We start from the raw sequence: 23297 nt of genomic DNA on the forward strand, positions 1-23297 counted from the left end.
AGGACTCGACGAGAGAGAAGGAGGGTCGACCGATGAGTGACGACCCCGAGGTTCTCGTCGTCGACGACGAGGCCCGCCTCGCGGACCTCTTTGCGGCGTGGATCGGTCAGCAACGTCCCGTCGCGGTCGCCTACGACGGTGAGTCTGCCCTCGAGAAGATGTGTTCGTCCGTCTCGGTCGTCTTACTCGACCGGCGTATGCCGGGACTGTCGGGTGACGAAGTACTCCAGGCGATCAGAGAGGAGGGCTACGACTGTCGCGTCGTCATGGTGACGGCAGTCGACCCGGACTTCGACATCATCGAGATGGGCTTCGACGACTACCTCGTCAAACCCGTCTCGAAGGAGGAACTGCTCACCATGATCGACTCCGTCTCGAAGCGCTCGTCGTACGAATCCGAGATTCAGGAGTACTACGCGCTGGTCTCGAAGAAGGCGCTGCTCGAGTCGGAGAAGGCAGAACACGACCTCGCGACCAACGAGGAGTACCAGGAACTCACCGACCGCGTCGACGAACTCCGCTCGAGACTCGACGACACCATCTCGGAGATGTCGAGCCACGACGACTTCGTCGGCGCGTTCCAGGATCTCCAGACGGAGAACTGATCGCCGGACTCGTCGCTTCTCTTCACTCACGCGCTCTCGCGGACGACGAACTCGAAGCGGGCACCACCGTCCTCGCTCTCCGTCGCGACGGCCGACCAGCCGTGGCCGGTCGCGACCTCTCGGACGACCCAGAGACCGATTCCGAGCCCCGACGTCGAGGTCGTAAACGACGACTCGAAGACGTGTTCACGGATGTCCTCGGGCATCCCTCGGCCGTCGTCTTCGACGTAGAAACCGATCGCTCCCTCGCTCGCGGACGACCCGAGGGGGGTGGCGGGGTTCGTCTCGATGTCGACCTCGGTCTGTGTGGGCGACTCGAGCGTCCCGACCCGGACGGTGACCGTCGGGCCACCGTGTTCGACCGAGTTTCGAAACAGGTTCTCGAGGAGTCTGAGTACGCGCGAGCGGTCGGCGTCGACGACCATCGACTCACCCGCTTCGATCGAGAGCGTCGCATCGCCCGTCGAGACGTTCTCCCACGCCTCGGTGACGAGGTCGCCCAGTTCGAGCGGCGTCGGTTCGACCGCACCCTCGCCTTCGCGGGCGATGGCGAGCACGTCGGCGATGATCGCCTCCATGCGGTCGAGACCCTCCTCGATCTGTGAGATGTACTCGAACGACTCGGTCTGCTCGAGCAACTCGAGGTAGCCCTGTGAGACTCCGAGTGGGTTTCTGAGGTCGTGGCTGACGATCCTCGCGAACGCGTCGAGGCGTTCGTTCTGCTCTCTGAGCGTCCGTTCGCGTTGCTTCCGTTCGGTCACGTCGCGGACGACGCCAACCGAGCCACGGTACTCCTCGTCGTGGGTGAGGACGGCGATCTGGGTCTCACACGGGATCGTTTGCCCCGCTTTCGTCTCGAGGGTGACCTCGATCGTATCCGTCGTCCGGCCGTCTGCGAGCAGCGTCTCGACCGTCTCCGTGCCGGCGTCGACGCTCTCCGCGCCGAACAGCAGGGAGATGTGCTCGCCGAGGACGCCCTCGCGGGTGTAGCCGGTCATCTCGAGCAGCGCGTCGTTGACGGTCGTCACGTACCCCTCGTGGCTGAGGACGTACATCCCGTCGCCGGCGGTCTCTACCAGGCGCTCGTACCGGCGTAGCGTCCGCTCCTGTTGCTCGAGTTGGCCGCGAACGGCGACCGACTCGAGGGCGTACGACGCCGTGGCGGCGATCGACCGGATCGCCTCCCTGCTCGCCTCGGTGAGTCCGTCGCGAGCGTAGACGACGAGGACGCCGTAGAGTTCGTCGGTCGTCGCCAGCGGTGCCGCAGCGACCGCCTCGACGCCACGCTCGAGGGCGGTCTCGCCGAGCGGGACCGCCTCGGCGTTCTCCGCGAGCCGGCCGACCGTCTGTAACTCCCGGCTGTGGAGCGTCCGCTCGAGCAGTGGCTGGCTCCCGTCGCCGATGGCGAACGTCCGGTGGATGGGCCACTCGACCGTCGCCGCGTCGGTCAGCCAGGGGACGATTTCGCGCTCACCGCGGTCGTACTCGCCGAGCCAGGCGAACGCGAAGCCGGGTGTGGCCGTGAACGCCTCGCGGATCTCCCGTTCGATCGTCCCCGGCGAGGTCGCATCCGCCAGCCGACGCTTGACGTCCCCGACGAACCGCTCGAGCGGCGTCTCCCGGCGCTCGGTACTCGCCGCGATGGCGCTCGCGAGCGTCTCGGTCGGCCCGAACCGTGCTGGCGTCGCTCCGTCGCTCCCGCCCCGTGCGTCGACGACCTCGGCGAGTGCGGCGAGTTCCGCCTCGTCGTCGCTCCAGTGGACGAACGCGGGCGTCCCGGGGTGTGCCGCGTCGATGCGCTCGAGCAGCCCGGCGACGTCCGCGACGGTCGAGGCGTCGATGACGACGATGTCCACCGTCTCGTGTGCGAGTCGCTCGCGAGCGATGGACGTGCTCTGGGCGACGACGACGTTCACCGATACGTCTGCGAGCGCGCGCGTCACCGCGGCTCTCGTCGAGCGGGCGCTGCTAACGCAGAGTACTCGTGGCCGACTCATATCACTCGAATGGTGTCCCCCTCTCATTCCCCCCGTCCGTCCTCGCCGAACCGATCGTACAGCGAGTGCACCGATCGGCGTCCGATCGTCTCCCTATTCAGCCGAAGCGGGTATAAATGTCGTGTTCTCTGTACAAGAGGTCTCCCTGTGAGATAATCTCCTGGAACGTGACTCCCCGCGTGAGCGCCCCCGGTCAGGGCGCCTGCCGGTAGATGAGGTTCCGCTGAATCTCGTTGGCACCCTCGTAGATGACCGGAATCCTGGCGTCACGGAAGAGCTGCGAGATGCGCCGCTCGGCGAGAATCGACCGGCCACCGTGGAACTGCATCCCCTGTTCTGCCACGCTCGTCGCCGCCTCGGTCGCCCTCGTCTTCGCCAGCGCCGCCCAGTAGCCCGCCTCGTCGTTCGCGGCGACCTTCTCGCAGGCGCGCCAGGCCAGCGCTCGAGCGCTCTCGAACTCGAGGAGCATGTCCGCGAGTCCGTGCTGGACCGCCTGGAACTCGTTGATGGTGCGGCCGAACTCCTCCCGGCCGTGGACGAACTCCCAGGTCTCTTCGATCGCCGCGGCGGCGATCCCGAGGCTGTGGCCCGCGACGATCACGCGGCCGTGGTTGAAAAACTCCGCGAGCATCATGAAGCCCGCACCCTCGTACCCGACCAGGTTCTCGGCGGGAATCCGGCAGTCGTCGAAGGTCACGTGCGCCTGCTTCGAGGCGCGCATCGCGATCTTCTCGGGGATGTGCTCTGCGTGGTAGCCCTCGGTGTCGGTCGGGACGATGAACACCGAGTGGTTGCCGTAGCGGTTGTTCTCGTCGTCGCCGGTCCGGGCGTAGACGCTGATCCAGTCGGCTTCGACGCCGTTGCCGATCCAGTACTTCTCGCCGTTGAGTACCCACTCGTCGCCGTCGCGTTCCGCGCGCGTCGTCATGCCCGCCAGATCGCTCCCGGTCTCCGGCTCCGAGACGGCGAGCCCCGAGAGCTGCTCACCCTCCGCGACCGGCCGGATGTACTGTTCACACTGCTCGTCGCTTCCGTACTTGTAGGTCATCTCGCAGCCGAAGCTCGCCAGCTGTAAGGTCAGCGCGATGCCCGCGTCCGCCCGGTAGAACTCCTCGGTGAGCGCCAGCAGCTCCGGCAACTCGAGTCCGCGGCCACCCCACTCCTCGGGGATGTCCTGGGCGACCAGCCCCGCCTCCTGTCCGGTCTCGAGCACCTCCCACGGGTACTCTCCGGACTCGTAGTACTCGGCCGCCACCGGCTCTATGTGCTCGTCGGCGAACGCTCGAGCCTCGGCTTTCACGTCCTGGGCGTGGGCTGGGACGATGCTGTCGTCGAGAAGGTCCATAGGCATACTACTCCTACGTAATTAGTCGTGATATACTCCAGGGAACCGCTCCTCGATTTGAACGCCGGTGAACGCTCGAGCGGTTTCGAACCGGGTCGCCGTCTGCCAGCTAGCCGTCGGTGACTTCGGCGCGTTCAGCCGGGGAAGCCGGTGAGCAGCCAGTCGCCGTCGGTCGCGTCGTCGCCGCCCTCACTCAGACTTGGCGAACTGACGAGGACGAACGCGCTCTCGTCGTCGCCGTTTCTGATCTGGCGCGTCGACTCGGGGGGAATCGAGAGCGCGTCGCCGGTCTGCATCTCGACTTCCTCACCGTCGACGACGACGGTCGCCGCTCCCTCGATCAGGACGTACACCTCCTCGTGGCCGTTGTCCGTGTGATCGTGGGGCTGGCTCTTCCACTCGGCGTCACACCGGACGACCGTCACGCCGACCTGTTCGGTCTCGAGTGGCTCTCTGAGAAAGTGCATCGCGTTCGAGACCTGATCGACGTCCGCGTAGTTGACCTTCGTGTACGGCATGGTTGTCTGTACCTTCGCCGGCGCGATAGTAAAACTACGCTCCTCGATCGCCGAGTGAGCAGCAGCGTCCCGACACTACTCGCTGGTGCCGATCGGATCGAAGCTGTCGACCGGCGTCACCGAGTAGTCGACCGTCAGCGCGTCCCTCGTCGCCCGGATCTTCCCGACGAACGTCGAGATGTCCTCGAGCGACCCCTCGAGGACGAACAGTTCCATACAGTAGTGGTCGCCGACGTGACTGTGGAAGTTCGACGCGACGAGCTCTTCGTGTTCGTGACGCAGGTGGATCATCCGCTCTTCGACGCTCGTCGTCTCGTAATCGAAGGTGACCGTGACGATGCCCATCAGGTCGCGGTCCTCGAGGCGGGCGTCCTCGAACTCCCCCAGCAGGTTGCGACTCGCCTCGCGGATGACCTCGCTTCGGCCGGTGTAGCCGTGTTCCTCCGCGAACTGGTCGATCCGTGCTAAGAGTTCGTCCGGCATCGAGACGCTGACGACTGCCATGTAATAACCCAGCGGTCTCGAACTATTAAGGTTTATCATCACCACGCCACGTGGCGGGCTCGAGCGAGTCCCCTCCGGCCGCTGCCGCCAGATACACCTTCACTCCTGGCGTGGGTTCGCTCACGACGCGATGTACCTGCCACACCAGACCTGGCCCGACCTCGCCGCAGCGCCGACGCCGTCGCTCGCGGTGGTGCCGCTCGGCTCGACCGAACAACACGGCCCACACCTCCCCGAGGGGACGGACTACCTGATCGCCCGCGCACTCGCGAGGGCAGCGACGGAGCGAACCGGCCACTACTGTACGCCGCCGATCACCGTCGGCGTCAGCCCCCACCACCGCCAGTTTCCCGGGACGACCTGGGTCGACGCGCCGGTCTTTCGCGACTACGTCGAGAGCCTCTCGCGCAACCTCACCTACCACGGCGTCGACCGCATCGTCTACGTCAACGCCCACGGCGGCAACGTCGTCCACCTCCGCGAGGTCGGCCGCCGCCTGCGCGACGACGGCGTCGCCTTCGCCTGCGAGTGGATGTGGGACGAGTCGATTCCCGGCCACATCGAGACCGCCTTCGACGCACCCGGTCCCCACGGCGGCCCGAAGGAGACGGCCATGATCATGCACATCGCCCGTGACCTCGTCCGCGAGGACCGCCTCGAGGACGCCCGCGACGGCGGCGCCGTCGACTTCTCGCTCGAGGAGCTGCGCGTCCACGGCGCCACCGTCGTCTACGACGCCCTCGAGAACTCGGCCAACGGCGTCTTCGGCGACCAGACCGAGGCCACCCCCGACATCGGCCGCGACCTCTTCGAGGCGGCGACCGACCAGCTCGTCGCCCTCCTCGAGTGGCTCGACGGCCAGCCGTTCGAGGCGCTTTGCCCGCCCGCCCCCGTCGTCTCCACCTGTGAGTGACGGCTCTCGCAGCAGGCGCGGACACGGGTCCCGTCTGGCCCGTTCACGCTCGTCCTTCTCGACATTGTTTCAGCCGAACCTACCGGCAACGATTCCTGCAGCCAACAGCTATATACGTACCCCCGGACTCGTGCTCACCAACAGCCGACCAACCGTGATTTCGACTCTCGCGCGCTCGGACCGGTCTCTGCTCGCCCTCTCGCTCGCGTTCTTCGCCGTCGCGGGCGTTACGAACACGACCGTCACGGCCAGCTACCAGACACTCGTCGCCGTCACCGTCGCCGTCGCTGGCGTCTACGGTCTCGCGACCTACGCCCGTACGGTCGACCGCCGGACGCTCGCACTCGTCTCACTCGGGCTCTGGCTCACGTTCCTCGCCGTCGCCGCCTTCCACCTCGTCGGCGTCGCTGCCATCGCTGGCGCGCTCTCGGTCTCTGTGAGTACCGCCAGCCCAGTGCTGACGGCGGCGACGTGGGCGACGCTGATGGGCGCGAGCGCCTCGAGCGCCTTCCTCGGCCTGCGCGAGTACGGCGCACAGGCGGGTGCGGACGCTCCCGAAGACCGCCTCCTCGAGCAGGACCTAGACCTCTAAGCGACACCGGACTCGTCGCTCGCCTGAGCCGATCACTCGAGGCGGTAACTCACCGAAATCCCCTCACCGAGGGGCACCACGAGCGTCTCGAACGCCGGATCGCTCCGCACCCGTTCGAGGAACCGACCCACGCCCCGCGTCACCTCGCTTACCTCCCGCTCGCCGCGCTCGAGTGCACCTAGCTCACCCGCCTCGGCCATCTCGAGCAGCGTGTCGAACTCGAGTGAATCGGACTGCAACATATTGTCCGCGACGATCACGCCGCCGACCGGCACTTTCTCCCGGACCGCCTCGAAGGCGTCGACGTAGCGCTCTTTCTGGTGGTCGATCAACACCAGGTCGAACGGCCCATCGTAACGCTCGATCGTCTCCATCGCGTCGCCGAGTTCGTAGTGCGCCAGGCCGTCGTAGCCACCCGCCGCCAGGAAGTCGGGTGCGCGCTCGAGTTCGTCCTCGTCGAACTCCGTGAGGACGATCTCGCCGTCGTCGGGCAGCGCCGCCGCCAGCCAGTACGCCGAGTAGCCGTAGCCGGAGCCGAACTCGAAGATCCGTTGCGGGCCGACCAGTCGCGCGAGCAGCCGACAGAACGCGCCGACCTCCGGGCCGACGTGCGGAAAGCCCTCTCGACGCGCGAACGCGTCCATCTCCCGGAGCGTCTCGTCGGGTTCGGGACCGGTCTGTGCGACGAAGCGAGCGATCTCGTCTGTGAGGACGGTGGCCATACACCCTCGTTCTCGCCGGTGGGCGATAGGTCTGCCCCGCCCACGATCTCTCAACTCGGCTGTCTGTCACCACAATTTTTAGGCCACCCTCGCCGTACACTCACCCCATGTCACCAGAAGACTCCCTGCTCGAGTGCGTCGACAACGTCCTCTACGAACCGACGCAGGTCCACGACCACGGCATCGACCTCACCGTCAGCGCTGTCTACGACGTGAGCGAGCCTGGACGGCTCGACTTCGGCGGTGACGAACTCGAGGACGCCGGACTCGAGCCACGCGAGACGACGCTCAGAAACCCCGACGACGAGTACGGCTGGTGGGACCTCTCGGCCGGCCAGTACGTCTTCCAGCACAACGAGTTTCTCACCGACACCACAGAGCCGTTGCTCGTCCAGCCGCGGAACGAACTGCTCGCCCGCGGCGGCTCACACCCGACCGTCCGCGTCTTCGGCCACCTGCCGCTGTTCCCGCTGACGGTCGCCGACGGGGGCCTACGGATCAAAGAGAACGCACGGATTTCGACGCTCGTCTCACTGACCGACTGACTCAGGGATCTGCCGGGTGCGCGTTCGTGCCCGCCGTCGGCCCGTCGGCGAGCGTCAGTCGCATCTGCTGGTCTCGGCCGCCCCGGCCGACGGGTTCGAACCCGAGCCCACGGTAGAGCGCGAGCGCCGCCCGGTTGCGCCGCTCGACGTCGAGCACGAGCGCCTCGCGGCCGTTCGCGGCCGCCACCCCGACGACGTGTCTGCAGAGTTTGGTGCCGATACCACGCCCCTGTACCGACGGGTGGACGAACACCGCTAGCTCCGGGGCTGCCCGCTCGAGCGGCGTGTACAGACAGTGGCCCACCACCCGCCCGTCGAGTTCGGCGACGGCGTGGTAGCCGTCTTCGAGCAGCGTCTCGAGCCAGTTGCGCAACCGGACCGGCGTCAGCGGCGGAATCCCCTGCGCACAGTCGGTCGCCTCGAACGCCTCGTACATCTCGGACAGTCCCGCGTGATCCGCCGCCTCGTAGGGGCGAATGCACAGCCCGCTCCCCGCCGCGTCGACGGTTCGGCCGCCTGCCGACGGGCGACCCACTGCTCGCTCGCGTCGCGTCCGCACTCCGCTCGAGGGATTCGACTCGGTGAGGGTCATTATCTGGAGGTCGGTGCTACGGGTGGATACCTCCCCACGCCCGTTCTCGGGGACCGGGAACGACCGTCAGGGCCACTGATCGTCAGGCCGACTGGCTGGTCACCCCCCCCCCCATCAGGCCCTCTGGCTGGTCACCCCCCAGGCCGGGACCGACAACCACTCCGCACTGGAACGAGTGCACTCGAGCATGCAACTCGGTCTGACCGTCGGCGACTCCCTCGAGCGAATCGACGCACTCGGCGAGCACGCCGACACCGGCGCGGAGGCGACGCCCGACCTCTCGGTCGACTTCGTCGAACTCGGCATCGGCGAGGGCGTCGACCCCGACAGCATCGACGAGCGACGACTCGAGCGCGCACTCGAGCACGCGGGGACCGACCTCTGCGTCCACCTCCCCTTCCAGCAGGTGCTCGCGACGACAGTCCCCGAGATCGACGAGGGTATCGTCGCCTACCAGCGCCGCTTGCTCTCCTGGGCAGGGGGCGTCGGTGCGCAGAAGGCCGTCCTCCACGCGACCGCCCGCGACCCCTACGACACCGACCAGCGCCCGGTCTTCGCCGAGCAGCTCGCCGCCATCGCCGACGCGGGCCGCGACGCGGGCGTCGAGGTCGTCGTCGAGAACGTCGGCCACCAGAAACGCGGCCTGCAACTGTCGGTCCTCGCCAACCTCGCTCGAGAGACCGACACCGCGGTCTGTTTCGACGTCGGCCACGCCTACATGGAAGACGGTGACGACGGTGTCGAGCGCTTTCTGAAACGCGACGGCGACCTGATCTCACACCTCCACGTCCACGATGCCCGCCGACGCGGCGACACCCACATCCCGATCGGTGCCGGCGAGATCGACTACTCGCTCGTCACGGACCACCTCGCGGGTTTCGACGGCACCGTCGCCATCGAAGTGTTCACCGACGACCACGCACTCCTCGCCGACAGCGCCCGACGCGCACGGGCGACGCTCGAGACGGACGACTCACAGTGACGCTCGCCCGTTAGGGACCAACGCTACACCCACAGCGGGCGACGTTCCAGTATGAAGCTCGCACACGTCTCCACACTCGAGGACTTCGGCACCCGCTCGCTCGTCGTCCACGGCATCATGGTGCTCGCCTTCGTCAACGCCATCCTCGCGGGCCTGCTCCTCGAGAGCCAACTCGGTCTCGTCTCGTTCGTCGCCCTGCTCAACTTCACCGCCGGACTCTGGGTCGCCCACTCCATCCACTCACTCGGCAACGCGAGCGGCGACTACGACGGTGTGGTGAACGAACTGTTCTCGAGCGACGCCGACGCGGCCGACACCGACGGTCTCGACACCGGCCGTCTCGGCCGTCTCCTCGCACTCATCGCCGCCGTCACCGCGGTCGCCCTGCTGACCTCCGCGAGCGTCCTCTCCGGGGTGCTCCTCTCGACCGCCGTCGTCGCCGTCGGCGCGATCGCGCTCGTCACCGCCATCGTCGGCTTCCTCATCGCCCTCGGTGGAGCCTACGACGAGGCCGAGCGCCAGCGCCTCGGTGAGACGGCGGGATGGAGTGAGGATGGAGACGGGGTGGGGCTCGAGTGAGGTGGATGTGGTCGCTCTCAGGCCGGTGGAACGAGCAGTACGTTTCCGTTCGCCCGAGCGACGAGGTCCTCGGAGACGCTGCCGAGGAGGAGTCTTCGCAACCGGCTGTGGCCACGTGAGCCGACGAGAATCGTGGTCGGGTCGACGGCGCCTTCGACGGCGAGCAGTTCGTCGGCCGGGTCGCCGCTGCGAACCTCGGTTCGAGTATCGATTCCCCACCCCTCGAGCCGGTCGGCTAGCTGGTCCAGTTGCGCTTGGGGGTCGTCGTCGCCCGGCGCAGGGTCCTTCGGCGTCTCGACGTGAACGATCGTCGCCTCCCGCGTCGCACGGTGGAGGTACGAGAACGCGTCGAACGCGCGCTCGGCGTTCTCCGAGAAGTCGGTCGCGTACAGCATCCGCTGGAAGAGGTGCTGTCTGACGACCGACGGCGTCTCGGTCTCCCGCTCGATTCGGTTGACGAGCAGCGGTGTCTCGGTCGTCCGCGCGAGGTTCCGCGCTGTCGACCCGATGACGCGATTCTCGAGCGGGCTCTTCCCGCGTGAGCCAACGACCGTCAGACCTGCCCCGACTGTCTCGGCGATGCCGCGGATCCGTCGGTGGGGTGTCCCGCGGACGACGTGTACCTCGACGTCGAAGCCGGCGTCCTCGATGACGCGCTCGTAGCTCCTGATCGAGTTCTTCCGTCGTCGCTCGAAGTCGATACCGGGCATACCCGCGTGGACGTTCGACGGGACGACCGTCACGAGGTGCATCTCGTCGACGCCGATCCGGCCGAGACACTCGAGACAGGTCTCGTTCTGGATGGTTGCCTCGCTGGCAGCCGAGAGGTCAGTGGCGAGTACCGCTTTCATACCTGTCGTAGGCTCCGACAGCATAATATTGTTTGGGTGGCCCAATACCGGTGGTGGGGTGAGATCGACTGGCTGAGGTGGCAGCCCTCCACCCGTTCGGACAGTCGGCCGTCACTGACTCGTCGGTACGCTCGTCAACGCGTGCCTGGCCGACTTGTTCACCGACTGGTGTCGTGGCTCTATTCTCGTAACGTATCTGAATATCTCCGTTGGATAGCTATATCATACGCTACGGTAATATTGTACAATAGTCCCAAAAGCGTTATACGCCCTCTCCGGGTAGAGGAGAGTGAGTAGCAATCTATGATCCGTACACACTCGGCTGCCGACGGGGGGTCGGAAGAATGATCGAACCCGTGGCGCTCCCCGCGCCGATACAGGCGGTGCTCCTCGTGGCCGTCATCCTCGTGCAGGCGGTCGTCCTCTACGCGGGGTATGGTGTCGTCGAACGAGTCGCAACGCCACTGATCGAGATGATCACGGACGCCTGATCGATGGAGATACTGGGACTCACCCCGGCCCTGCTGGTGCTGTTCGTGAGCTTTGGCTTCATGGTGGGGGTGCTGTTCGGGTTCTTCGGAATGGGTGGCTCCTTTTTGATCACGCCAACCCTGTTGATCCTCGACTACCCTGCCTCCGTCGCGATCGGAAGCGGGCTGGCGTTTTACTTCGGAACCTCGGTGATCGCCGTCCTGAAACACTACGACGTCGGGCAGGTAGACTACAAACTCGGGGCGATTCTGTTCGTCGTCCTCTCGGTCGGGATCGAGCTCGGGAGCCGACTCGTCTTCGGTCTCGAGGCACTCGGCATCGCCAACCTCGTCACGGGTGTCGCCTACGTCGTCCTGCTGGCGGGGATCGGCGCACTGTTCTTGCACCGTGCGTACACGCTCGACGACGCCGAGGGAACCGCCGAGGACGTCGACGACGACATTCCGGCGATCGGCCAGCAGATCCAGTCGTACACCATCCCGCCGATGATCTCGCTGACCTCCGGTGGCCGGGCCTCACTCTGGACGATTTCGGGTGCCGGTGGGAGCGTCGGTCTCGTCTCGGGGCTGATCGGCGTCGGCGGCGGTTTCATCCGTATGCCCGCGATCTACTACCTCATCGGAACGCCGTTGACTGCTGCAGTCGGGACCAGCCTGTTCGCCGGACTCTTCTCGGGCGCGTTCGGGACGTTCACCTACGGGATGTCCGGTAGCGTCGACCTGACGGTGGTCTCCCTGCTACTGGTCGGCAGTGCACTCGGTGCGCGGATCGGCTCGGCGTCGACCACGATCGTCGACGAGGACGACGTGATCGTCTACTTCGGGCTGATGATGGTGTTCGCGAGTATCGGCATCGCGATCTCCGAACTCGCGAACTGGCTGGGTACGGGCGCGCTCGATCTGGTGAGCGTCTTCTTACTCGTCGGCTCGTCGTTCGCCGTCGCGTTGCTCATCCTCTACCAGGCCCTCGCGGCGGTCGGCCGCGACGACGCGAGAATGCGGCCGACTACCGACGGGGGCGACCGATGAACTCCACCGGATATCCGTTCCCGGCCGAACTGACCGGTACCCAGACGGCACAGACCAACCGTACACGACCGTGAACCTCCTCGCAATCGTCGCGCTCGTACTCGCCCTCGGTGTCGCCTCCCGTGTCCTCGCGGACCGGGTGCGGATCCCGAGCGTCCTCTTTCTGATCGTCGCCGGAACCGCGATCGGTCCCGAAGTCCTCGGAATCGTCCCTCGAGAGGCGTTCGGAGACGGTCTCTCGGTGATGGTCGGCGTCAGCGTTGCGATCATCCTCTTCGAGGGTGGCTACCACCTTCGCCTCGAGAAACTCCGAGAGAGTCCGACCGCGCTGACCCGCCTGGTCACCGTCGGCGCGGCGATCACCTGGCTCGGGACGGCCGCTGCCGTCGTCGTCTTCCTCGAGACGAGTCTCGAGGTTGGACTCCTGGTCGGTGCACTCCTGATCGCCACCGGTCCGACGGTGATCGGTCCCATCCTGCAGGTCGTCACCGTCCGCGACCACGTCGCGAGCGTCCTCGAGGGCGAAGGCGTGATCAACGACGTCACGGCGGCGATCCTGGTCGTCGTCGTCTTCGAGGTCCTCGTCGCCGGGAACGGAACGCCGGCCGCTCTCGTCGGCAATTTCGCGGTGCGGCTGTTCGTCGGCCTCGCGGTCGGGGCGCTCGTCGCAGGTCTCGTCTGGCTGGTGCTCACTCGCACCCGATCGAGACCCTGTGCGGCACCGCTGCACGCCCGGCTAATCGTCCTCGCCGGCGTCGTCCTCGCCTACGCCGGCGCCGAGACGGTCGCCAGCGAGACCGGCATCGCCGCCGCCGCGATGGCCGGGTTCGTCCTCGGCAACGTCGAACTCCCGTACCACGAGGCGGTCATCGATTTCCTCGACGACCTCTCGGTCGTCGTTCTCTCGTTCATCTTCGTCGCGCTGGCGGCGTTGATCGATTTCGCAGACATCCGCGCGCTCGGACTCGCCGGTCTCGCCATCGTCGTCGCGATCACGCTGGTACTCCGGCCGGCCGTCGTCTACCTCTCGACGACCGACGCGCGGTTTACGACTAACGAGCGCCTCTTCCTGAGCGCCGTCGGCCCGCGCGGGATCATCCCTGCCAGCGTCGCGACGCTGTTCGCCGTCGAGTTACAGGCGCTGGGTCGGCCACAGGAGGCTCAGTTGCTCGCCGGCACCGTCTTCCTCATCATCTTCGCGACGGTCGTCCTCCAGGCCGGTCTCGCACGACAGATCGCGAACGCACTCGAGGTATCACCCATGCGCACCATACTCGTCGGCGGGGGCCGAGTCGGTCTCTCGCTCGCAGAACGGCTCGAACAGGACGGAGAGAACGTACTACTCGTCGACCACGACCCGGGAGCGGTCGAGACGGCCCGTACACGTGGCCTCCGGGCGCTCGAGGGCGACGGCACCGATGCCGACGTCTTGGCGCGTGCCGGCGCGGACGAGGCGAAGACGGTCATCGCGACCACGCCGGACGACGACGTCAACCTGCTGGTCTGTCAGCTCGCACGGACGACGTTCGACGTCGAGCGCGTCGCCTCGCGGGTCAATCAGCCCGACAACGTCGACGCCTTCGAAGCACTCGACATTCACGCGATCGACCTCTCGATGGCGACCGCGTGGTCCCTCGAGAACGTCCTCGAGCGCCCGTCGCTGTCGGCGTGGATGAACGAACTCGGCCGCACCGGCGACGTCCAGGAGATCGAAGTGACGGCGGCGGACCTCGTCGGCAAGACCATCGCCGACCTCAACGCCGAAATTCCGGACGGCTGCATCGTCGGACTGCTCACCCACCGCGACGGCGAGACGGAGGTGCCGACCGGCGACCACGTACTTCGCGAGGGTGATCGCGTCACGTTCCTCGGACAGGCCGGGGGTGTCCACCGCGCTGTCAAGCGGTTCCACCCACACGACTGACGACCTCGTCTCGAGCGACGTAGAGTTCCAACATCGTGCAACATGAACAACGCTTGTGACGGGGCGACACCGACTCGTCGTAGACCCGTGGCGTCGTCGGTCACGAGTAGCTAGGATTTCCCCCGTCGAGTTCGCCGTCGGAACCGACACCGTCGACGCCTGTGACGAATTCACGACCGTCGAGGCACTCGAAACGGTCGCTGCTGTGTACACACGGCTTCCGGAAGCGCTCGCCCGGCTGTGTGACTGGTCGTGACCGGGGACCGTCCGCCACCACTGCCGGGGCAATATTGCTGAAGTTGCGGAATATTGGTGGTGTCGCGTACCCGGGGTCCCGTGGACCACTACGAGCCGCTCGAGTACGTATCCTCTCTCAAGCGTCGACCGCCAGTCACTTGCTGGAGCGCACAATCTCGTGGTAGACGGGATATAACCCGATCTGTGTGTGTCTTCTCCTTCACTCTGAGCCACCGGTCCGCCTATCATCCAGACGTTACCATGTGTCTTCGCCGCTCTCGTAGGTGTGTCTGTATTGTGCAAGATATGCAAAACCTTTAACCGCTGTCGGTGCTTACGGGAACGTGATGGCAACAGATGCACACACCGGACCGGTCGACGGCTCGGCCGACGAACCACTCCACGTAGCAAACGCGAACCACCTCGATTCGATCGTCGACGAACACGACGTCGTGCTCGTCGACTTCTTCGCGACGTGGTGTGGTCCGTGCCAGTTGCTCGAGCCGGTCCTCGAACAGCTCGCGAACGAAACCGATGCGACGATCGCGAAAGTCGACGTCGACGCGAACCCGGCACTGGCAGGGTCGTACGGCGTCCGTGGCGTGCCGACGCTCGCACTCTTCGCCGACGGCGAACAGGTCGAACAGCACACCGGCGCCTTGCCCGCACACCAGCTCAGCGCACTGATCGAGGGGTACACGGACTGAGATGGCCGGGACACCAACCACTACACGGCCGGTTCACGACCTCGTAATCGTCGGATCCGGCATCGCCGGCCTCTCGGCGGCCGTCTACGCTGCACGGGCGGACTTCGACCCGCTCGTCATCGAGGGACCGGAGCCGGGCGGCCAGCTGACGCTGACGACCGACGTCGAGAACTACCTCGGGTTCCCCGAGGGTGTCGGCGGCACAGAACTGATCATGCGCGGGAGAGACCAGGCCGAGCGATTCGGCGCCGAGTTCGTCCACGGCGTTGTCGAGGGCGTCACTCTCGAGACGCGTCCGTTCGAACTCCGACTCTCCGACGGGGAGGCGGTTCGGACGCACGCGCTGATCGTTGCCACTGGCGCCAGCGCCCGCTGGGTCGGTGCCGAAAACGAAGACTCGCTGATGGGTTACGGCATCTCGACCTGTGCGACCTGTGACGGTGCGTTTCACCGCGGCGACGATGTTCTCGTGATCGGCGGCGGTGACTCTGCGATGGAAGAGGCACTCTTCCTCGCGAAATTCGCCGACAGCGTCACCGTCGTCCACCGCCGCGACGAACTACGCGCCTCCGAGGTGATGGTCGAGCGTGCTCGAAACCACGAGGACATCACGTTCCACTGGAACGCCGAACTCCTCGCGGTTCACGGCTCACGAGAAGCAGGCGTCACCGGTGCAACGCTCGTCTCTCACCCCAATGGCTACCCGAAAGCACGGATCGATGACGGACTCGAGGTCGAACGCGAGGTCGTCGACACCGACGGCATCTTCTACGCCGCCGGCCACGTCCCCAACACCGACTTCCTCGAGGGGACGCCGGTTGACGTCACTCTCAGCGGCCACGTCGAAACTCTCGAGGGGACGACGACCGAGACGACCGTCGAGGGCGTCTTCGGTGCCGGTGACGTGATCGACCCGAACTACCGACAGGCGATCACGTCCGCCGGCACCGGCAGTATGGCCGCTCTCGATGCCGAGGGGTGGCTCGACCGTCGGAGTGAACGCGCGACACCGTCGGTCGCTGCGGGCGCTGACGACTAATTCGTTCGTTTCTCGCTGACTGTGACCGATGCCTTCACGAGTCGAGTTCTGACGTGTCTCGAACGTGCGGTGTTCAGACGAGGAGCTGAACGTCGGACTCCGCCATGTGCTGGAGTGCGGTCGCTGCGCCGACACCGGTGGTCACGCCGTCGTAGAAGTCTGACTCGTCGTATCCCATCAGTTCGATCGTCATCTGACAGGCCTGCAAGTCGACGCCCTGCTCGAGCGAGAGATCGATCAGTTCGTCGATCGTGGCCGTGCCGTTCTCGTCGATCTTCTTCTGCATCATCCTCGTCGCCACCGCGTCCATGCCAGGTACTGCAGCGATCGCATTCGGGAGCGGCATGTTCGGGTTGCCGACGGCGCTCAGTTTGAGACTCTTCGACTTCTCTTCGTGGAGGATGTCGAGCCCCCAGAACGTGTGAAAGACGACGACCTCCCAGTCGAAGGCAGCAGCCGTACTCGCGAGAATCAGCGGCGGGTACGCCATGTCGAAGCTCCCCTGGGTGGCGATGATGGTCATCTTCTTTCCGCCGCCGTCGTTCAGCTCGGCGACAGACGACTCGAGTTCTTCGACGCGCTCGCGGAGTGTACGCAGTTCGGCGGCGTCGAACTCGGGATCTGTGTCGTCGACTGCTGCCGGTGGGTTGTCCGTACTCATCTTACACTGTCTTCTCCACGTAGTGGGTGTAGTGGTCACCTTCCTCGACCTGGCCGAGGAGTTCGACCCCATCGGTGCCGTCGGCCCAGCCCCGAATATCGCTCATGCTCCCCGAGTCGGTCGCGACTACCTCCAGGATGTCGCCGGTCTCGAGGTCGTCGATGGCCTGTTTCGTCTTGACGATGGGCATCGGGCAAGACAGTCCTTTCACGTCGAGCGTCTCCGTCGTATCGTATTCCGAACTCATGATCGATTTGCGTGCTCTATATTGGAGCTACTACACAATATCGTCTCCGGCCACAAAAGGATGCCGGTTATTGTACAAAACTCGAACACCCGTGGGTCTCGAGCAGCGCCGGTGGGTGTTCATGAGGGTGTTTGTGGCTAGCTTGTACGAATATGTCTCTGTTCGGCGGAAAGTAGTATTGTGCAATTTTGGCTTTTCTACACAAACTCTTAAGTGGCCACAGCCGGTACGGATACCTGTACAACATGACCGACATGGACTTTCCAACGCCTGCCGTCGACGTCGATTCGGTGACGCCGGCGGAGTTGAAAGGACGGATCGACGCGGGTGAGGACATCGTGCTCCTCGACGCGCGCATGGGGTCGGACTACGAGGAGTGGCACATCGACGGCGAAACCGTCGACTCGGTCAACGTCCCCTACTTTCACTTCTTAGACGAGGACCTCGACGAGGACGTTCTCGAGGGCGTTCCAGACGACCGTAGCGTCACCGTCCTCTGTGCGAAAGGCGGTGCCAGTGAGTTCGTCGCCGGGGCACTGAAAGAGCGTGGCTACGACGTGAACCACCTCGCGGACGGAATGAACGGCTGGGCACGCATCTACGAGACCGTGGTGGTCGAGCGCTACGACGGTGCGGGAACGCTCTATCAGTACCAGCGTCCGTCCTCCGGTTGTCTCGGATATCTCCTCGTCGCCGGTGACGAAGCAGCCGTAATCGACCCGTTACGGGCGTTCGCAGATCGCTACCTCGAGGACGCCGACGCACTCGGCGTCGATCTGAAATACGCGATCGATACGCACGTCCACGCAGATCACGTCTCGGGGGTTCGAACCCTCGTCGAGGCGGGTGTCGAGGGCGTCATCCCCCTGGCCGCCGTCGACCGTGGCGTCACCTACGCCGACGAGGTACGCCTCGCTGCTGACGGCGACGAGTTCCAGGTCGGCGACGCGACGATCGAGACGATCTACACCCCGGGCCACACCTCCGGGATGACGTCGTACCTGCTCGATGGTGGGCTGCTCGCGACGGGCGACGGCCTGTTCGTCGAGAGTGTCGCCCGGCCCGACCTGGAGGACGGGAGCGAGGGCGCTGCAGACGCCGCCACGCAGCTCTACGAATCCCTCCAGACACGCGTCCTCACCCTGCCAGCGGACACCCTGATCGGCGGTGCCCACGTCAGCGACTCGGCCGTCCCCGCCGCCGACGGCACCTACACGGAGTCGATCGGCCGACTCGAGGAACAGATGGACGCGTTGACGATGTCCGAGGACGCGTTCGTCGAACTGGTCTGCTCCGATATGCCACCCCGCCCGGCCAACTACGAGGACATTATCCAGACGAACCTCGGCCAGCGGGACGTCGACGACGAGACCGCGTTCGAGCTCGAACTCGGTCCGAACAACTGCGCCGCCAGCCAGGAGTCGCTGGCCAGTGACTAACTCTACTCCACCCCTGTCGAATGGTGACTGAACTCTTCGGCTCGACGCCGTACGAATCGCTGTTCCCCGCCGGCATCAGCCGGTACGCCGTCGGCGGCATCCTCGTCGGTCTCGGCGCTGCCGTGATCTACCTGGGGACCGCTATTCACGCCGGCGCGAGTACGTTTCTCGAGTCGACATTGTCGTACGTCTCCTCCCTGTCACGGTTCCAGCGGTACCGCAACACTCGAGACTGGCGTCTCGTCTTCACGCTCGGCATCGTCGCGGGCGCGTTCGTCTACGCGCTGACGTTCCAGTCCGGACTGGTGTCGAGTTCCCTCTACCAGCCAGGAACTACCGGTGAGCTCTACGAGGCCGGTAGCCTGACGCTCTGGTCGACCGATGTCCAGCCCTGGCGGCTGTTCGTCGGCGGTATTCTCGTCGGCATCGGGACGCGGATCGGCAAGGGCTGTACGTCTGGCCACGGCGTCTGCGGCGTTGGATCGGCTTCGAAGACGTCGATCGTGGGCGTGCTGACGTTCCTCATCGTCGCCATCGCCACCGCGCACGTCGTCCTCGCGCTCGAGGTGAGTCCGTAACGATGGCTGACCGACATCCACTCTTCGGCCCGTCGATCTTCGTTGGCGGTCTCCTCTTCGGCTTCGGCCTCGGCTTCAGCCACATGGCCCGCCCCGAAGTCGTCTTACACTTCCTCCAGTTCGAGGACTTCGGGCTACTGTTCGTCATGGGCGGTGCAGCAGTGATCACTGCCATCACGTTCACCCTGTTGCCACGACTGCTCGAGCGTGCACCGCTGACTGGCGACACCTACAGCCGCCGATTGAAATCCTTCGACCGGAACGTTCTGGTCGGGGGAACGATCTTCGGCGTCGGCTGGGGCCTGTCGGGAATCTGCCCCGGCGCGGCCTACGCCAGTCTCGGTGTCGGCAACGTCGCAATCCTCTGGGCGCTCGCCGGGATGTTCGTCGGTGCGTACGTACAGGGCTACTGGCGAAGCCACCGTGGTCCCTCGAGTACGTCACCGACGGGTGCCGACTGACTTTCCTTCGTTATCGACGAGCTACCCGAGACCGTCGCCACCGTCTGGCCGAATCGAACGCCCAGCGACGGCCGGGAGCGCAGCCATCGCTACGACGATTCCCGTCGCACGCCCGAGTGTCGGCAGGATTCCCCGGACAACGTCGCCTCTCGAGGGGGTGTACGGGATCGCTCAGCGCGACAGATCTTCATTGTGCGACGGAACCCCGTTTATGTGTTGTGCGGCTGAAGGAACCTGCAGCCATGCATCCAGCGACCACACTCGCCTTCGACGCGCAGTCTCTGATCGCTCAGGCCGGTCTGGAAGACCCCGAACTGTTCGAGTACGTCTTCGGTGGTGACAACACCCTGCTCGCGCTCTCGTTCGTCCTCAACATTGCACTCGCGGGACTGACGATCCTCGGAATCGTCTATCTCGGGCGGAACCTGACCGACCCGCGGGCGAAGCTGATCGCAATTGCGCTGATGTTGATCTCGGTCGTCTCGATCTCGAGTTACACCGGACTCACGTCAGCACTGACATTGGGGGTCGTCGAGATGCCCGCGGGCCATCCCGCCGCAGGATCGACGACCGCCGGTGAGGACGGTGTGTTGACCATGTGGGGACGCTATCTCACCTGGACGTTCTCGACGCCCTTTATCCTGATCGCACTGGGATTGATCGCTGGCTCGGACTGGGTCAAAATCCTCACGACCTGTGCGTTCACCATCGCGATGTGTGTTACGGGACTGGCGGCCGCGCTGACGACCTCCTCGTTGCTCCTGCGCTGGTGGTGGTTCGTGCTCGGAACGATGTTCTTCCTCGTGATCGTCTATGTCATCCTCGTCGATTGGACCGCGGAGGCGGCGACGACGGGAACCGGGGATCTCTTTCGGACGCTCAAGATCCTCACCGTCGTCGGCTGGTTCGGCTATCCGATCCTCTGGGCACTCGGCGTGGAGGGATTCGCGCTCCTCGACGTGACGGTGACGTCGTGGGGGTACAGCATCCTCGACATCATCACCAAGTACATCGTGACGTTCGTCGCCATGGCGTACATCGTCGACGAACCGGCGTCGATCACCGGTGGTCCCGACTACGGTGCCAGTCTGCGCCGTCCCGCCTCGGGCGACGACTGAGAGTGTTCCTCTCCGGTATGGATCGCTGGCAATACGACTGCGGCCGCTACGATATGCACAGCACCGCCCCCTCAGGTGGGTGATCCGATGGCGCCCGTTGGTTCGCTCACGATGATCTCGCTCACGTACTTCGGCGTTCACCTGGCGTTCATCTTGCCGCCGATCCTGGTTCTGGGATGGCTGGCACGGCGTCGTCCCGACGCGTGGTGGGGAGAGCGCCCGCTTTCCGGTCTCGGGATCATTGTCGTGCTCGCACTCGTCTACACGACGCCGTGGACGAACCACCTGATCCCCCGCGGCGTCTGGTGGTACGGGGAGGGTGTCGTGATCGCGACCGTCTGGCACACACCGATCGAAGAGTACCTCTTTTTCGCCCTGCAGCCAGTTTTGACCGCCTTCTGGCTCTTTCAGGTGCCTGTGATCGCCGACCGGCCACTCTCGATCCGGCTCTCCCATCGGCTCCTGGGGGTCGCCGGTGGAGCGGCACTCGCCGGTGTCGGCTGGCTGCTTACCGATACCGCGTCGACGTACTACCTCGGCTGGCTGTTGCTCTGGGCCGGACCGGTGTTCGCGATCCAGTGGGGCTTCGGTCTCACCTACCTCTGGGAGCTTCGCCGGTCGCTACTGGTCGCAGTCGCGGTTCCAACCGTCTACCTCTGGCTCGTCGACTGGATCGCACTCGAGCGCGGCGTCTGGGCCATCTCGGAGACACACACGATCGGTTTCGCACCGCTCGGGGTGCCCGTCGAGGAACTACTGTTCTTTCTGGTGACCAACCTCTTCGTCGTCCAGGGAATCGTCATGTACATGTGGCTGCTCGAGTGCCGTGAGGACGTTCCGTCACTCACCGACGCACGAGGTCGTCTCGGCGCGGGTTCCGATGAGCGCTAAGCGACGCCCGTCCGAAACGGTCGACACCGGGGCTGCCTGTCGACTCGCGGCCCGCCTCTGCCTCGGCTGCGGACTGCTCACCGTTGGCTGCGCCCTGGCGGTGCTCACCCTCGTCGGACCGCCGCCACTCACCTCCCAGTACGTTCCGCTGGCACTCAGCGTCGTGCTCTTCGGACTCCCCCACGGCGCGGTCGACCATCTCGTATTACCGCGGGTTCGAGGCGACCCGGTCACCGCGCGCTCGGTCGCAGCAATCGGTGCCCTCTACCTGACGGTCGGCTCCGCGTACGCTCTCGTCTGGATTCTCGCTCCCGTCGTCGCGTTTACCCTGTTCATCCTCGTGACGCTCGTCCACTGGGGGCAAGGAGACGTCTACGTCCTCGTCGCGCTCTTCGACGCCGACCACCTCGAGACGCGGGCCAGTCGGCTACTCACGCTGGTCGTCCGGGGCGGACTCCCGATGCTCGTCCCACTGGTCGCGTTTCCCGGGCAGTACGCGGCCGTCGCCGGAACACTCATCGGGCTGTTCGACCCGGCGGCGGCGTCGACGACCGAGACGGCGTTCACGCCACCGGTCCGGTCGGCGGTCGCCTTCGCGTTCGGTTCAGCGGTCGTAACCTCGCTGGCCGTCGGCTTTCGCCGGGCGGGACCGGACGGCCGTTCGGCCTGGCGGATCGATGCCGCCGAGACGCTCGGTCTCGTCGCCTACTTCGCGGTCGTCCCACCGATCCTCGCGATCGGACTCTACTTCTGCTTCTGGCACTCGCTGCGACACATCCTCCGGACGATGCTCGTCGATCCCGTTGCCAGCGCGGCACTCGAGCGGGGGGCTGTCGGAACCGCGGGCCGCCGGTTCGCCCGCGAAGCGCTCGCGCTTACCGCCGGCGGGCTGGTCGTTCTCATCGGCGTTGGACTCTCGGTCCCACAGACGCCTGCAAGCCTCGCCGAGGCACTCGCGCTGTATCTGGTCACGATCGCCGTGTTGACGCTCCCCCACGTCGTGGTCGTCTCTGTGCTCGACTACGAACAGGGAATCTGGAGCCCGTGAGCGCGACCCGGCGTCCGTTCGTCGACCGTTCCTGGGGACCGGTGACCGATGACGAACGCTTCGATATCGAAACCGCCTGGCTCGGAAGGTCGCTCGAGCGGGCAGCAGCTGTGGCGCAGAACCCTGACCGACCCGTCCTACTTCGGGCGACGTGCTCGTCGCTCCGCTCCTCGCAATGTGTCGCCCGAAAGTGGGCTGGGGAAGATTTGAACCTGGGGAAGACGGTCTTGCTCGCTCACTGCGTTCGCTGCGCGAGCTGCGACTTCCTGGGTTCAAACTGCCCCAACGTGACGACTTTACTGCTCGCGAAATTGCTCGCAGCAAAAGTAGTGGGTGGGGCAGATTTGAACCACGTCAAGACATGCTCGCTTCGCTGCGCGTGTCTTGCCTAGTTCAAATCTTTCATCAATCATTTTTCGGCGACGTGCTCGTCGCTCCGCTCCTCGTAATGTGTCGCCGAAAAATGGGTTGGGGCAGATTTGAACTGCCGACTTCCTCCGTGTGAAGGAGGTATCATAACCAACTAGATCACCAACCCGCACTGGAGGCTATCCGGCGGCTCACCTTAAACGTTCCTTTATCCGTCTTTAGCTAAGCGGAGAACCACGTGACAGCGGCGGCTTATCGAGGCATCTTTTCGAGAGGAATGAGGAGGCAACGGCTGTGTCCAACAGCGCCTCCT

At 65.4% G+C, this 23297-nt stretch carries 26 protein-coding genes and 1 tRNA gene; 17 read left to right on the forward strand and 10 right to left on the reverse strand.

Going from position 1 to position 23297, the window contains the following annotated elements; all coding sequences use genetic code 11:
• The first annotated feature begins 32 nt into the window (after window positions 1–32).
• Window positions 33–605, forward strand: coding sequence for a response regulator transcription factor (locus tag N0B15_RS05510; protein ID WP_263018520.1), 573 nt, complete (start codon window positions 33–35; stop codon window positions 603–605).
• Window positions 606–631: 26 nt separating this feature from the next.
• On the opposite strand, the gene N0B15_RS05515 is transcribed toward N0B15_RS05510, so the two are convergent.
• The 4 genes from N0B15_RS05515 to N0B15_RS05530 all read right to left on the reverse strand — a co-directional run bounded on the left by N0B15_RS05515 (window position 632) and on the right by N0B15_RS05530 (window position 4969).
• Window positions 632–2602 carry a PAS domain S-box protein gene (locus tag N0B15_RS05515; protein ID WP_263018521.1) on the reverse strand — a complete coding sequence of 657 codons (1971 nt, stop codon included), beginning with the start codon at window positions 2600–2602 and terminating at the stop codon, window positions 632–634.
• Between the two features lie 193 nt (window positions 2603–2795).
• Window positions 2796–3947 carry an acyl-CoA dehydrogenase family protein gene (locus N0B15_RS05520; RefSeq protein ID WP_263018522.1) on the reverse strand — a complete coding sequence of 384 codons (1152 nt, stop codon included), beginning with the start codon at window positions 3945–3947 and terminating at the stop codon, window positions 2796–2798.
• Between the two features lie 134 nt (window positions 3948–4081).
• Window positions 4082–4465: a cupin domain-containing protein gene (locus tag N0B15_RS05525; protein ID WP_263018523.1), complete on the reverse strand. Its 384-nt coding sequence runs from the start codon at window positions 4463–4465 to the stop codon at window positions 4082–4084.
• A 75-nt stretch (window positions 4466–4540) separates the two neighbouring features.
• Window positions 4541–4969, reverse strand: a complete 429-nt coding sequence (locus tag N0B15_RS05530) for a CopG family ribbon-helix-helix protein (RefSeq protein WP_263018525.1) — start codon at window positions 4967–4969, stop codon at window positions 4541–4543.
• Window positions 4970–5099: 130 nt separating this feature from the next.
• On the opposite strand from N0B15_RS05530, the gene N0B15_RS05535 reads away from it, so the two are divergent.
• Together N0B15_RS05535 and N0B15_RS05540 are read left to right on the forward strand one after the other, a co-directional pair.
• Entirely contained in the window at window positions 5100–5882 is a 783-nt protein-coding gene (locus N0B15_RS05535; RefSeq protein WP_263018526.1) for a creatininase family protein, read from the forward strand.
• Window positions 5883–6036: 154 nt separating this feature from the next.
• The gene (locus N0B15_RS05540; protein WP_263018527.1) at window positions 6037–6474 is read left to right on the forward strand and encodes a hypothetical protein; all 438 of its coding nucleotides are present in this window, start codon (window positions 6037–6039) and stop codon (window positions 6472–6474) included.
• Between the two features lie 32 nt (window positions 6475–6506).
• Here the strand turns inward: N0B15_RS05540 and N0B15_RS05545 are convergent, their stop codons facing one another.
• Complete coding sequence (locus N0B15_RS05545; RefSeq protein WP_263018528.1) at window positions 6507–7196, reverse strand: O-methyltransferase; 690 nt, start codon at window positions 7194–7196, stop codon at window positions 6507–6509.
• Window positions 7197–7303: 107 nt separating this feature from the next.
• On the opposite strand from N0B15_RS05545, the gene N0B15_RS05550 reads away from it, so the two are divergent.
• Window positions 7304–7741, forward strand: a complete 438-nt coding sequence (locus N0B15_RS05550; protein ID WP_263018530.1) for a dCTP deaminase/dUTPase family protein — start codon at window positions 7304–7306, stop codon at window positions 7739–7741.
• 1 nt (window position 7742) lies between these two features.
• Here the strand turns inward: N0B15_RS05550 and N0B15_RS05555 are convergent, their stop codons facing one another.
• Window positions 7743–8333 carry a GNAT family N-acetyltransferase gene (locus N0B15_RS05555; RefSeq protein ID WP_263018531.1) on the reverse strand — a complete coding sequence of 197 codons (591 nt, stop codon included), beginning with the start codon at window positions 8331–8333 and terminating at the stop codon, window positions 7743–7745.
• 187 nt (window positions 8334–8520) lie between these two features.
• Here N0B15_RS05555 and N0B15_RS05560 point away from each other — a divergent pair, with 187 nt between their 5' ends.
• The gene (locus N0B15_RS05560; protein ID WP_263018532.1) at window positions 8521–9315 is read left to right on the forward strand and encodes a sugar phosphate isomerase/epimerase family protein; all 795 of its coding nucleotides are present in this window, start codon (window positions 8521–8523) and stop codon (window positions 9313–9315) included.
• A 51-nt stretch (window positions 9316–9366) separates the two neighbouring features.
• Window positions 9367–9894 carry a hypothetical protein gene (locus N0B15_RS05565; RefSeq protein ID WP_263018533.1) on the forward strand — a complete coding sequence of 176 codons (528 nt, stop codon included), beginning with the start codon at window positions 9367–9369 and terminating at the stop codon, window positions 9892–9894.
• Window positions 9895–9911: 17 nt separating this feature from the next.
• On the opposite strand, the gene N0B15_RS05570 is transcribed toward N0B15_RS05565, so the two are convergent.
• Window positions 9912–10745 (reverse strand): universal stress protein, encoded by an 834-nt coding sequence (locus N0B15_RS05570; protein WP_263018534.1) that lies wholly within the window; start codon window positions 10743–10745, stop codon window positions 9912–9914.
• Window positions 10746–11089: 344 nt separating this feature from the next.
• On the opposite strand from N0B15_RS05570, the gene N0B15_RS05575 reads away from it, so the two are divergent.
• The 5 genes from N0B15_RS05575 to N0B15_RS05595 all read left to right on the forward strand — a co-directional run bounded on the left by N0B15_RS05575 (window position 11090) and on the right by N0B15_RS05595 (window position 16172).
• Window positions 11090–11236: a DUF7512 family protein gene (locus tag N0B15_RS05575; RefSeq protein ID WP_263018535.1), complete on the forward strand. Its 147-nt coding sequence runs from the start codon at window positions 11090–11092 to the stop codon at window positions 11234–11236.
• 3 nt (window positions 11237–11239) lie between these two features.
• Window positions 11240–12265, forward strand: a complete 1026-nt coding sequence (locus N0B15_RS05580) for a sulfite exporter TauE/SafE family protein (RefSeq protein ID WP_263018536.1) — start codon at window positions 11240–11242, stop codon at window positions 12263–12265.
• A gap of 70 nt (window positions 12266–12335) precedes the next feature.
• Complete coding sequence (locus tag N0B15_RS05585) at window positions 12336–14189, forward strand: cation:proton antiporter domain-containing protein (RefSeq protein WP_263018538.1); 1854 nt, start codon at window positions 12336–12338, stop codon at window positions 14187–14189.
• Between the two features lie 584 nt (window positions 14190–14773).
• A complete protein-coding gene (gene trxA, locus N0B15_RS05590) occupies window positions 14774–15133 on the forward strand; it encodes a thioredoxin (protein ID WP_263018539.1) in 360 nt (119 codons plus the stop codon).
• 1 nt (window position 15134) lies between these two features.
• The gene (locus N0B15_RS05595) at window positions 15135–16172 is read left to right on the forward strand and encodes an NAD(P)/FAD-dependent oxidoreductase (RefSeq protein WP_263018541.1); all 1038 of its coding nucleotides are present in this window, start codon (window positions 15135–15137) and stop codon (window positions 16170–16172) included.
• A gap of 73 nt (window positions 16173–16245) precedes the next feature.
• Here N0B15_RS05595 and N0B15_RS05600 read toward each other — a convergent pair whose 3' ends face one another.
• Together N0B15_RS05600 and N0B15_RS05605 are read right to left on the reverse strand one after the other, a co-directional pair.
• Window positions 16246–16833: a DsrE/DsrF/DrsH-like family protein gene (locus N0B15_RS05600; protein ID WP_263018542.1), complete on the reverse strand. Its 588-nt coding sequence runs from the start codon at window positions 16831–16833 to the stop codon at window positions 16246–16248.
• Window position 16834: 1 nt separating this feature from the next.
• Entirely contained in the window at window positions 16835–17080 is a 246-nt protein-coding gene (locus N0B15_RS05605) for a sulfurtransferase TusA family protein (protein ID WP_263018543.1), read from the reverse strand.
• A gap of 245 nt (window positions 17081–17325) precedes the next feature.
• On the opposite strand from N0B15_RS05605, the gene N0B15_RS05610 reads away from it, so the two are divergent.
• The 6 genes from N0B15_RS05610 to N0B15_RS05635 all read left to right on the forward strand — a co-directional run bounded on the left by N0B15_RS05610 (window position 17326) and on the right by N0B15_RS05635 (window position 22615).
• On the forward strand, window positions 17326–18519 hold the full coding sequence (locus N0B15_RS05610; RefSeq protein ID WP_263018544.1) for an MBL fold metallo-hydrolase: 1194 nt from the start codon (window positions 17326–17328) through the stop codon (window positions 18517–18519).
• 20 nt (window positions 18520–18539) lie between these two features.
• Complete coding sequence (locus tag N0B15_RS05615) at window positions 18540–19097, forward strand: YeeE/YedE family protein (protein WP_263018545.1); 558 nt, start codon at window positions 18540–18542, stop codon at window positions 19095–19097.
• A gap of 2 nt (window positions 19098–19099) precedes the next feature.
• Window positions 19100–19558 carry a YeeE/YedE family protein gene (locus N0B15_RS05620; protein ID WP_263018546.1) on the forward strand — a complete coding sequence of 153 codons (459 nt, stop codon included), beginning with the start codon at window positions 19100–19102 and terminating at the stop codon, window positions 19556–19558.
• Between the two features lie 242 nt (window positions 19559–19800).
• Window positions 19801–20676 (forward strand): bacteriorhodopsin, encoded by an 876-nt coding sequence (locus N0B15_RS05625; RefSeq protein ID WP_263018547.1) that lies wholly within the window; start codon window positions 19801–19803, stop codon window positions 20674–20676.
• Window positions 20677–20763: 87 nt separating this feature from the next.
• The gene (locus N0B15_RS05630; protein WP_263018548.1) at window positions 20764–21567 is read left to right on the forward strand and encodes a lycopene cyclase domain-containing protein; all 804 of its coding nucleotides are present in this window, start codon (window positions 20764–20766) and stop codon (window positions 21565–21567) included.
• The gene (locus N0B15_RS05635) at window positions 21557–22615 is read left to right on the forward strand and encodes a Brp/Blh family beta-carotene 15,15'-dioxygenase (RefSeq protein WP_263018549.1); all 1059 of its coding nucleotides are present in this window, start codon (window positions 21557–21559) and stop codon (window positions 22613–22615) included. Before N0B15_RS05630 ends, N0B15_RS05635 begins: the two co-directional genes overlap by 11 nt.
• 464 nt (window positions 22616–23079) lie before the next feature.
• Here the strand turns inward: N0B15_RS05635 and N0B15_RS05640 are convergent.
• Window positions 23080–23153, reverse strand: a tRNA-Val gene (locus N0B15_RS05640).
• Window positions 23154–23297 lie beyond the last annotated feature (144 nt).

It is taken from the genome of Natronobiforma cellulositropha (genome assembly GCF_025629245.1).
Taxonomy (GTDB): Archaea; Halobacteriota; Halobacteria; order Halobacteriales; family Natrialbaceae; genus Natronobiforma; species Natronobiforma cellulositropha.

Excerpts from the sequence above, each read along its gene's own strand:
- N0B15_RS05510 (WP_263018520.1), top strand. The coding sequence starts at position 33 with ATGAGTGACGACCCCGAGGTTCTCGTCGTCGACGACGAGGCCCGCCTC.
- N0B15_RS05515 (WP_263018521.1), bottom strand. The coding sequence starts at position 2,602 with ATGAGTCGGCCACGAGTACTCTGCGTTAGCAGCGCCCGCTCGACGAGA.
- N0B15_RS05520 (WP_263018522.1), bottom strand. The coding sequence starts at position 3,947 with ATGGACCTTCTCGACGACAGCATCGTCCCAGCCCACGCCCAGGACGTG.
- N0B15_RS05525 (WP_263018523.1), bottom strand. The coding sequence starts at position 4,465 with ATGCCGTACACGAAGGTCAACTACGCGGACGTCGATCAGGTCTCGAAC.
- N0B15_RS05530 (WP_263018525.1), bottom strand. The coding sequence starts at position 4,969 with ATGGCAGTCGTCAGCGTCTCGATGCCGGACGAACTCTTAGCACGGATC.
- N0B15_RS05535 (WP_263018526.1), top strand. The coding sequence starts at position 5,100 with ATGTACCTGCCACACCAGACCTGGCCCGACCTCGCCGCAGCGCCGACG.
- N0B15_RS05545 (WP_263018528.1), bottom strand. The coding sequence starts at position 7,196 with ATGGCCACCGTCCTCACAGACGAGATCGCTCGCTTCGTCGCACAGACC.
- N0B15_RS05550 (WP_263018530.1), top strand. The coding sequence starts at position 7,304 with ATGTCACCAGAAGACTCCCTGCTCGAGTGCGTCGACAACGTCCTCTAC.
- N0B15_RS05555 (WP_263018531.1), bottom strand. The coding sequence starts at position 8,333 with ATGACCCTCACCGAGTCGAATCCCTCGAGCGGAGTGCGGACGCGACGC.
- N0B15_RS05560 (WP_263018532.1), top strand. The coding sequence starts at position 8,521 with ATGCAACTCGGTCTGACCGTCGGCGACTCCCTCGAGCGAATCGACGCA.
- N0B15_RS05565 (WP_263018533.1), top strand. The coding sequence starts at position 9,367 with ATGAAGCTCGCACACGTCTCCACACTCGAGGACTTCGGCACCCGCTCG.
- N0B15_RS05570 (WP_263018534.1), bottom strand. The coding sequence starts at position 10,745 with ATGAAAGCGGTACTCGCCACTGACCTCTCGGCTGCCAGCGAGGCAACC.
- N0B15_RS05575 (WP_263018535.1), top strand. The coding sequence starts at position 11,090 with ATGATCGAACCCGTGGCGCTCCCCGCGCCGATACAGGCGGTGCTCCTC.
- N0B15_RS05580 (WP_263018536.1), top strand. The coding sequence starts at position 11,240 with ATGGAGATACTGGGACTCACCCCGGCCCTGCTGGTGCTGTTCGTGAGC.
- trxA (WP_263018539.1), top strand. The coding sequence starts at position 14,774 with ATGGCAACAGATGCACACACCGGACCGGTCGACGGCTCGGCCGACGAA.
- N0B15_RS05595 (WP_263018541.1), top strand. The coding sequence starts at position 15,135 with ATGGCCGGGACACCAACCACTACACGGCCGGTTCACGACCTCGTAATC.
- N0B15_RS05600 (WP_263018542.1), bottom strand. The coding sequence starts at position 16,833 with ATGAGTACGGACAACCCACCGGCAGCAGTCGACGACACAGATCCCGAG.
- N0B15_RS05605 (WP_263018543.1), bottom strand. The coding sequence starts at position 17,080 with ATGAGTTCGGAATACGATACGACGGAGACGCTCGACGTGAAAGGACTG.
- N0B15_RS05610 (WP_263018544.1), top strand. The coding sequence starts at position 17,326 with ATGACCGACATGGACTTTCCAACGCCTGCCGTCGACGTCGATTCGGTG.
- N0B15_RS05615 (WP_263018545.1), top strand. The coding sequence starts at position 18,540 with ATGGTGACTGAACTCTTCGGCTCGACGCCGTACGAATCGCTGTTCCCC.
- N0B15_RS05620 (WP_263018546.1), top strand. The coding sequence starts at position 19,100 with ATGGCTGACCGACATCCACTCTTCGGCCCGTCGATCTTCGTTGGCGGT.
- N0B15_RS05625 (WP_263018547.1), top strand. The coding sequence starts at position 19,801 with ATGCATCCAGCGACCACACTCGCCTTCGACGCGCAGTCTCTGATCGCT.
- N0B15_RS05630 (WP_263018548.1), top strand. The coding sequence starts at position 20,764 with ATGGCGCCCGTTGGTTCGCTCACGATGATCTCGCTCACGTACTTCGGC.
- N0B15_RS05635 (WP_263018549.1), top strand. The coding sequence starts at position 21,557 with ATGAGCGCTAAGCGACGCCCGTCCGAAACGGTCGACACCGGGGCTGCC.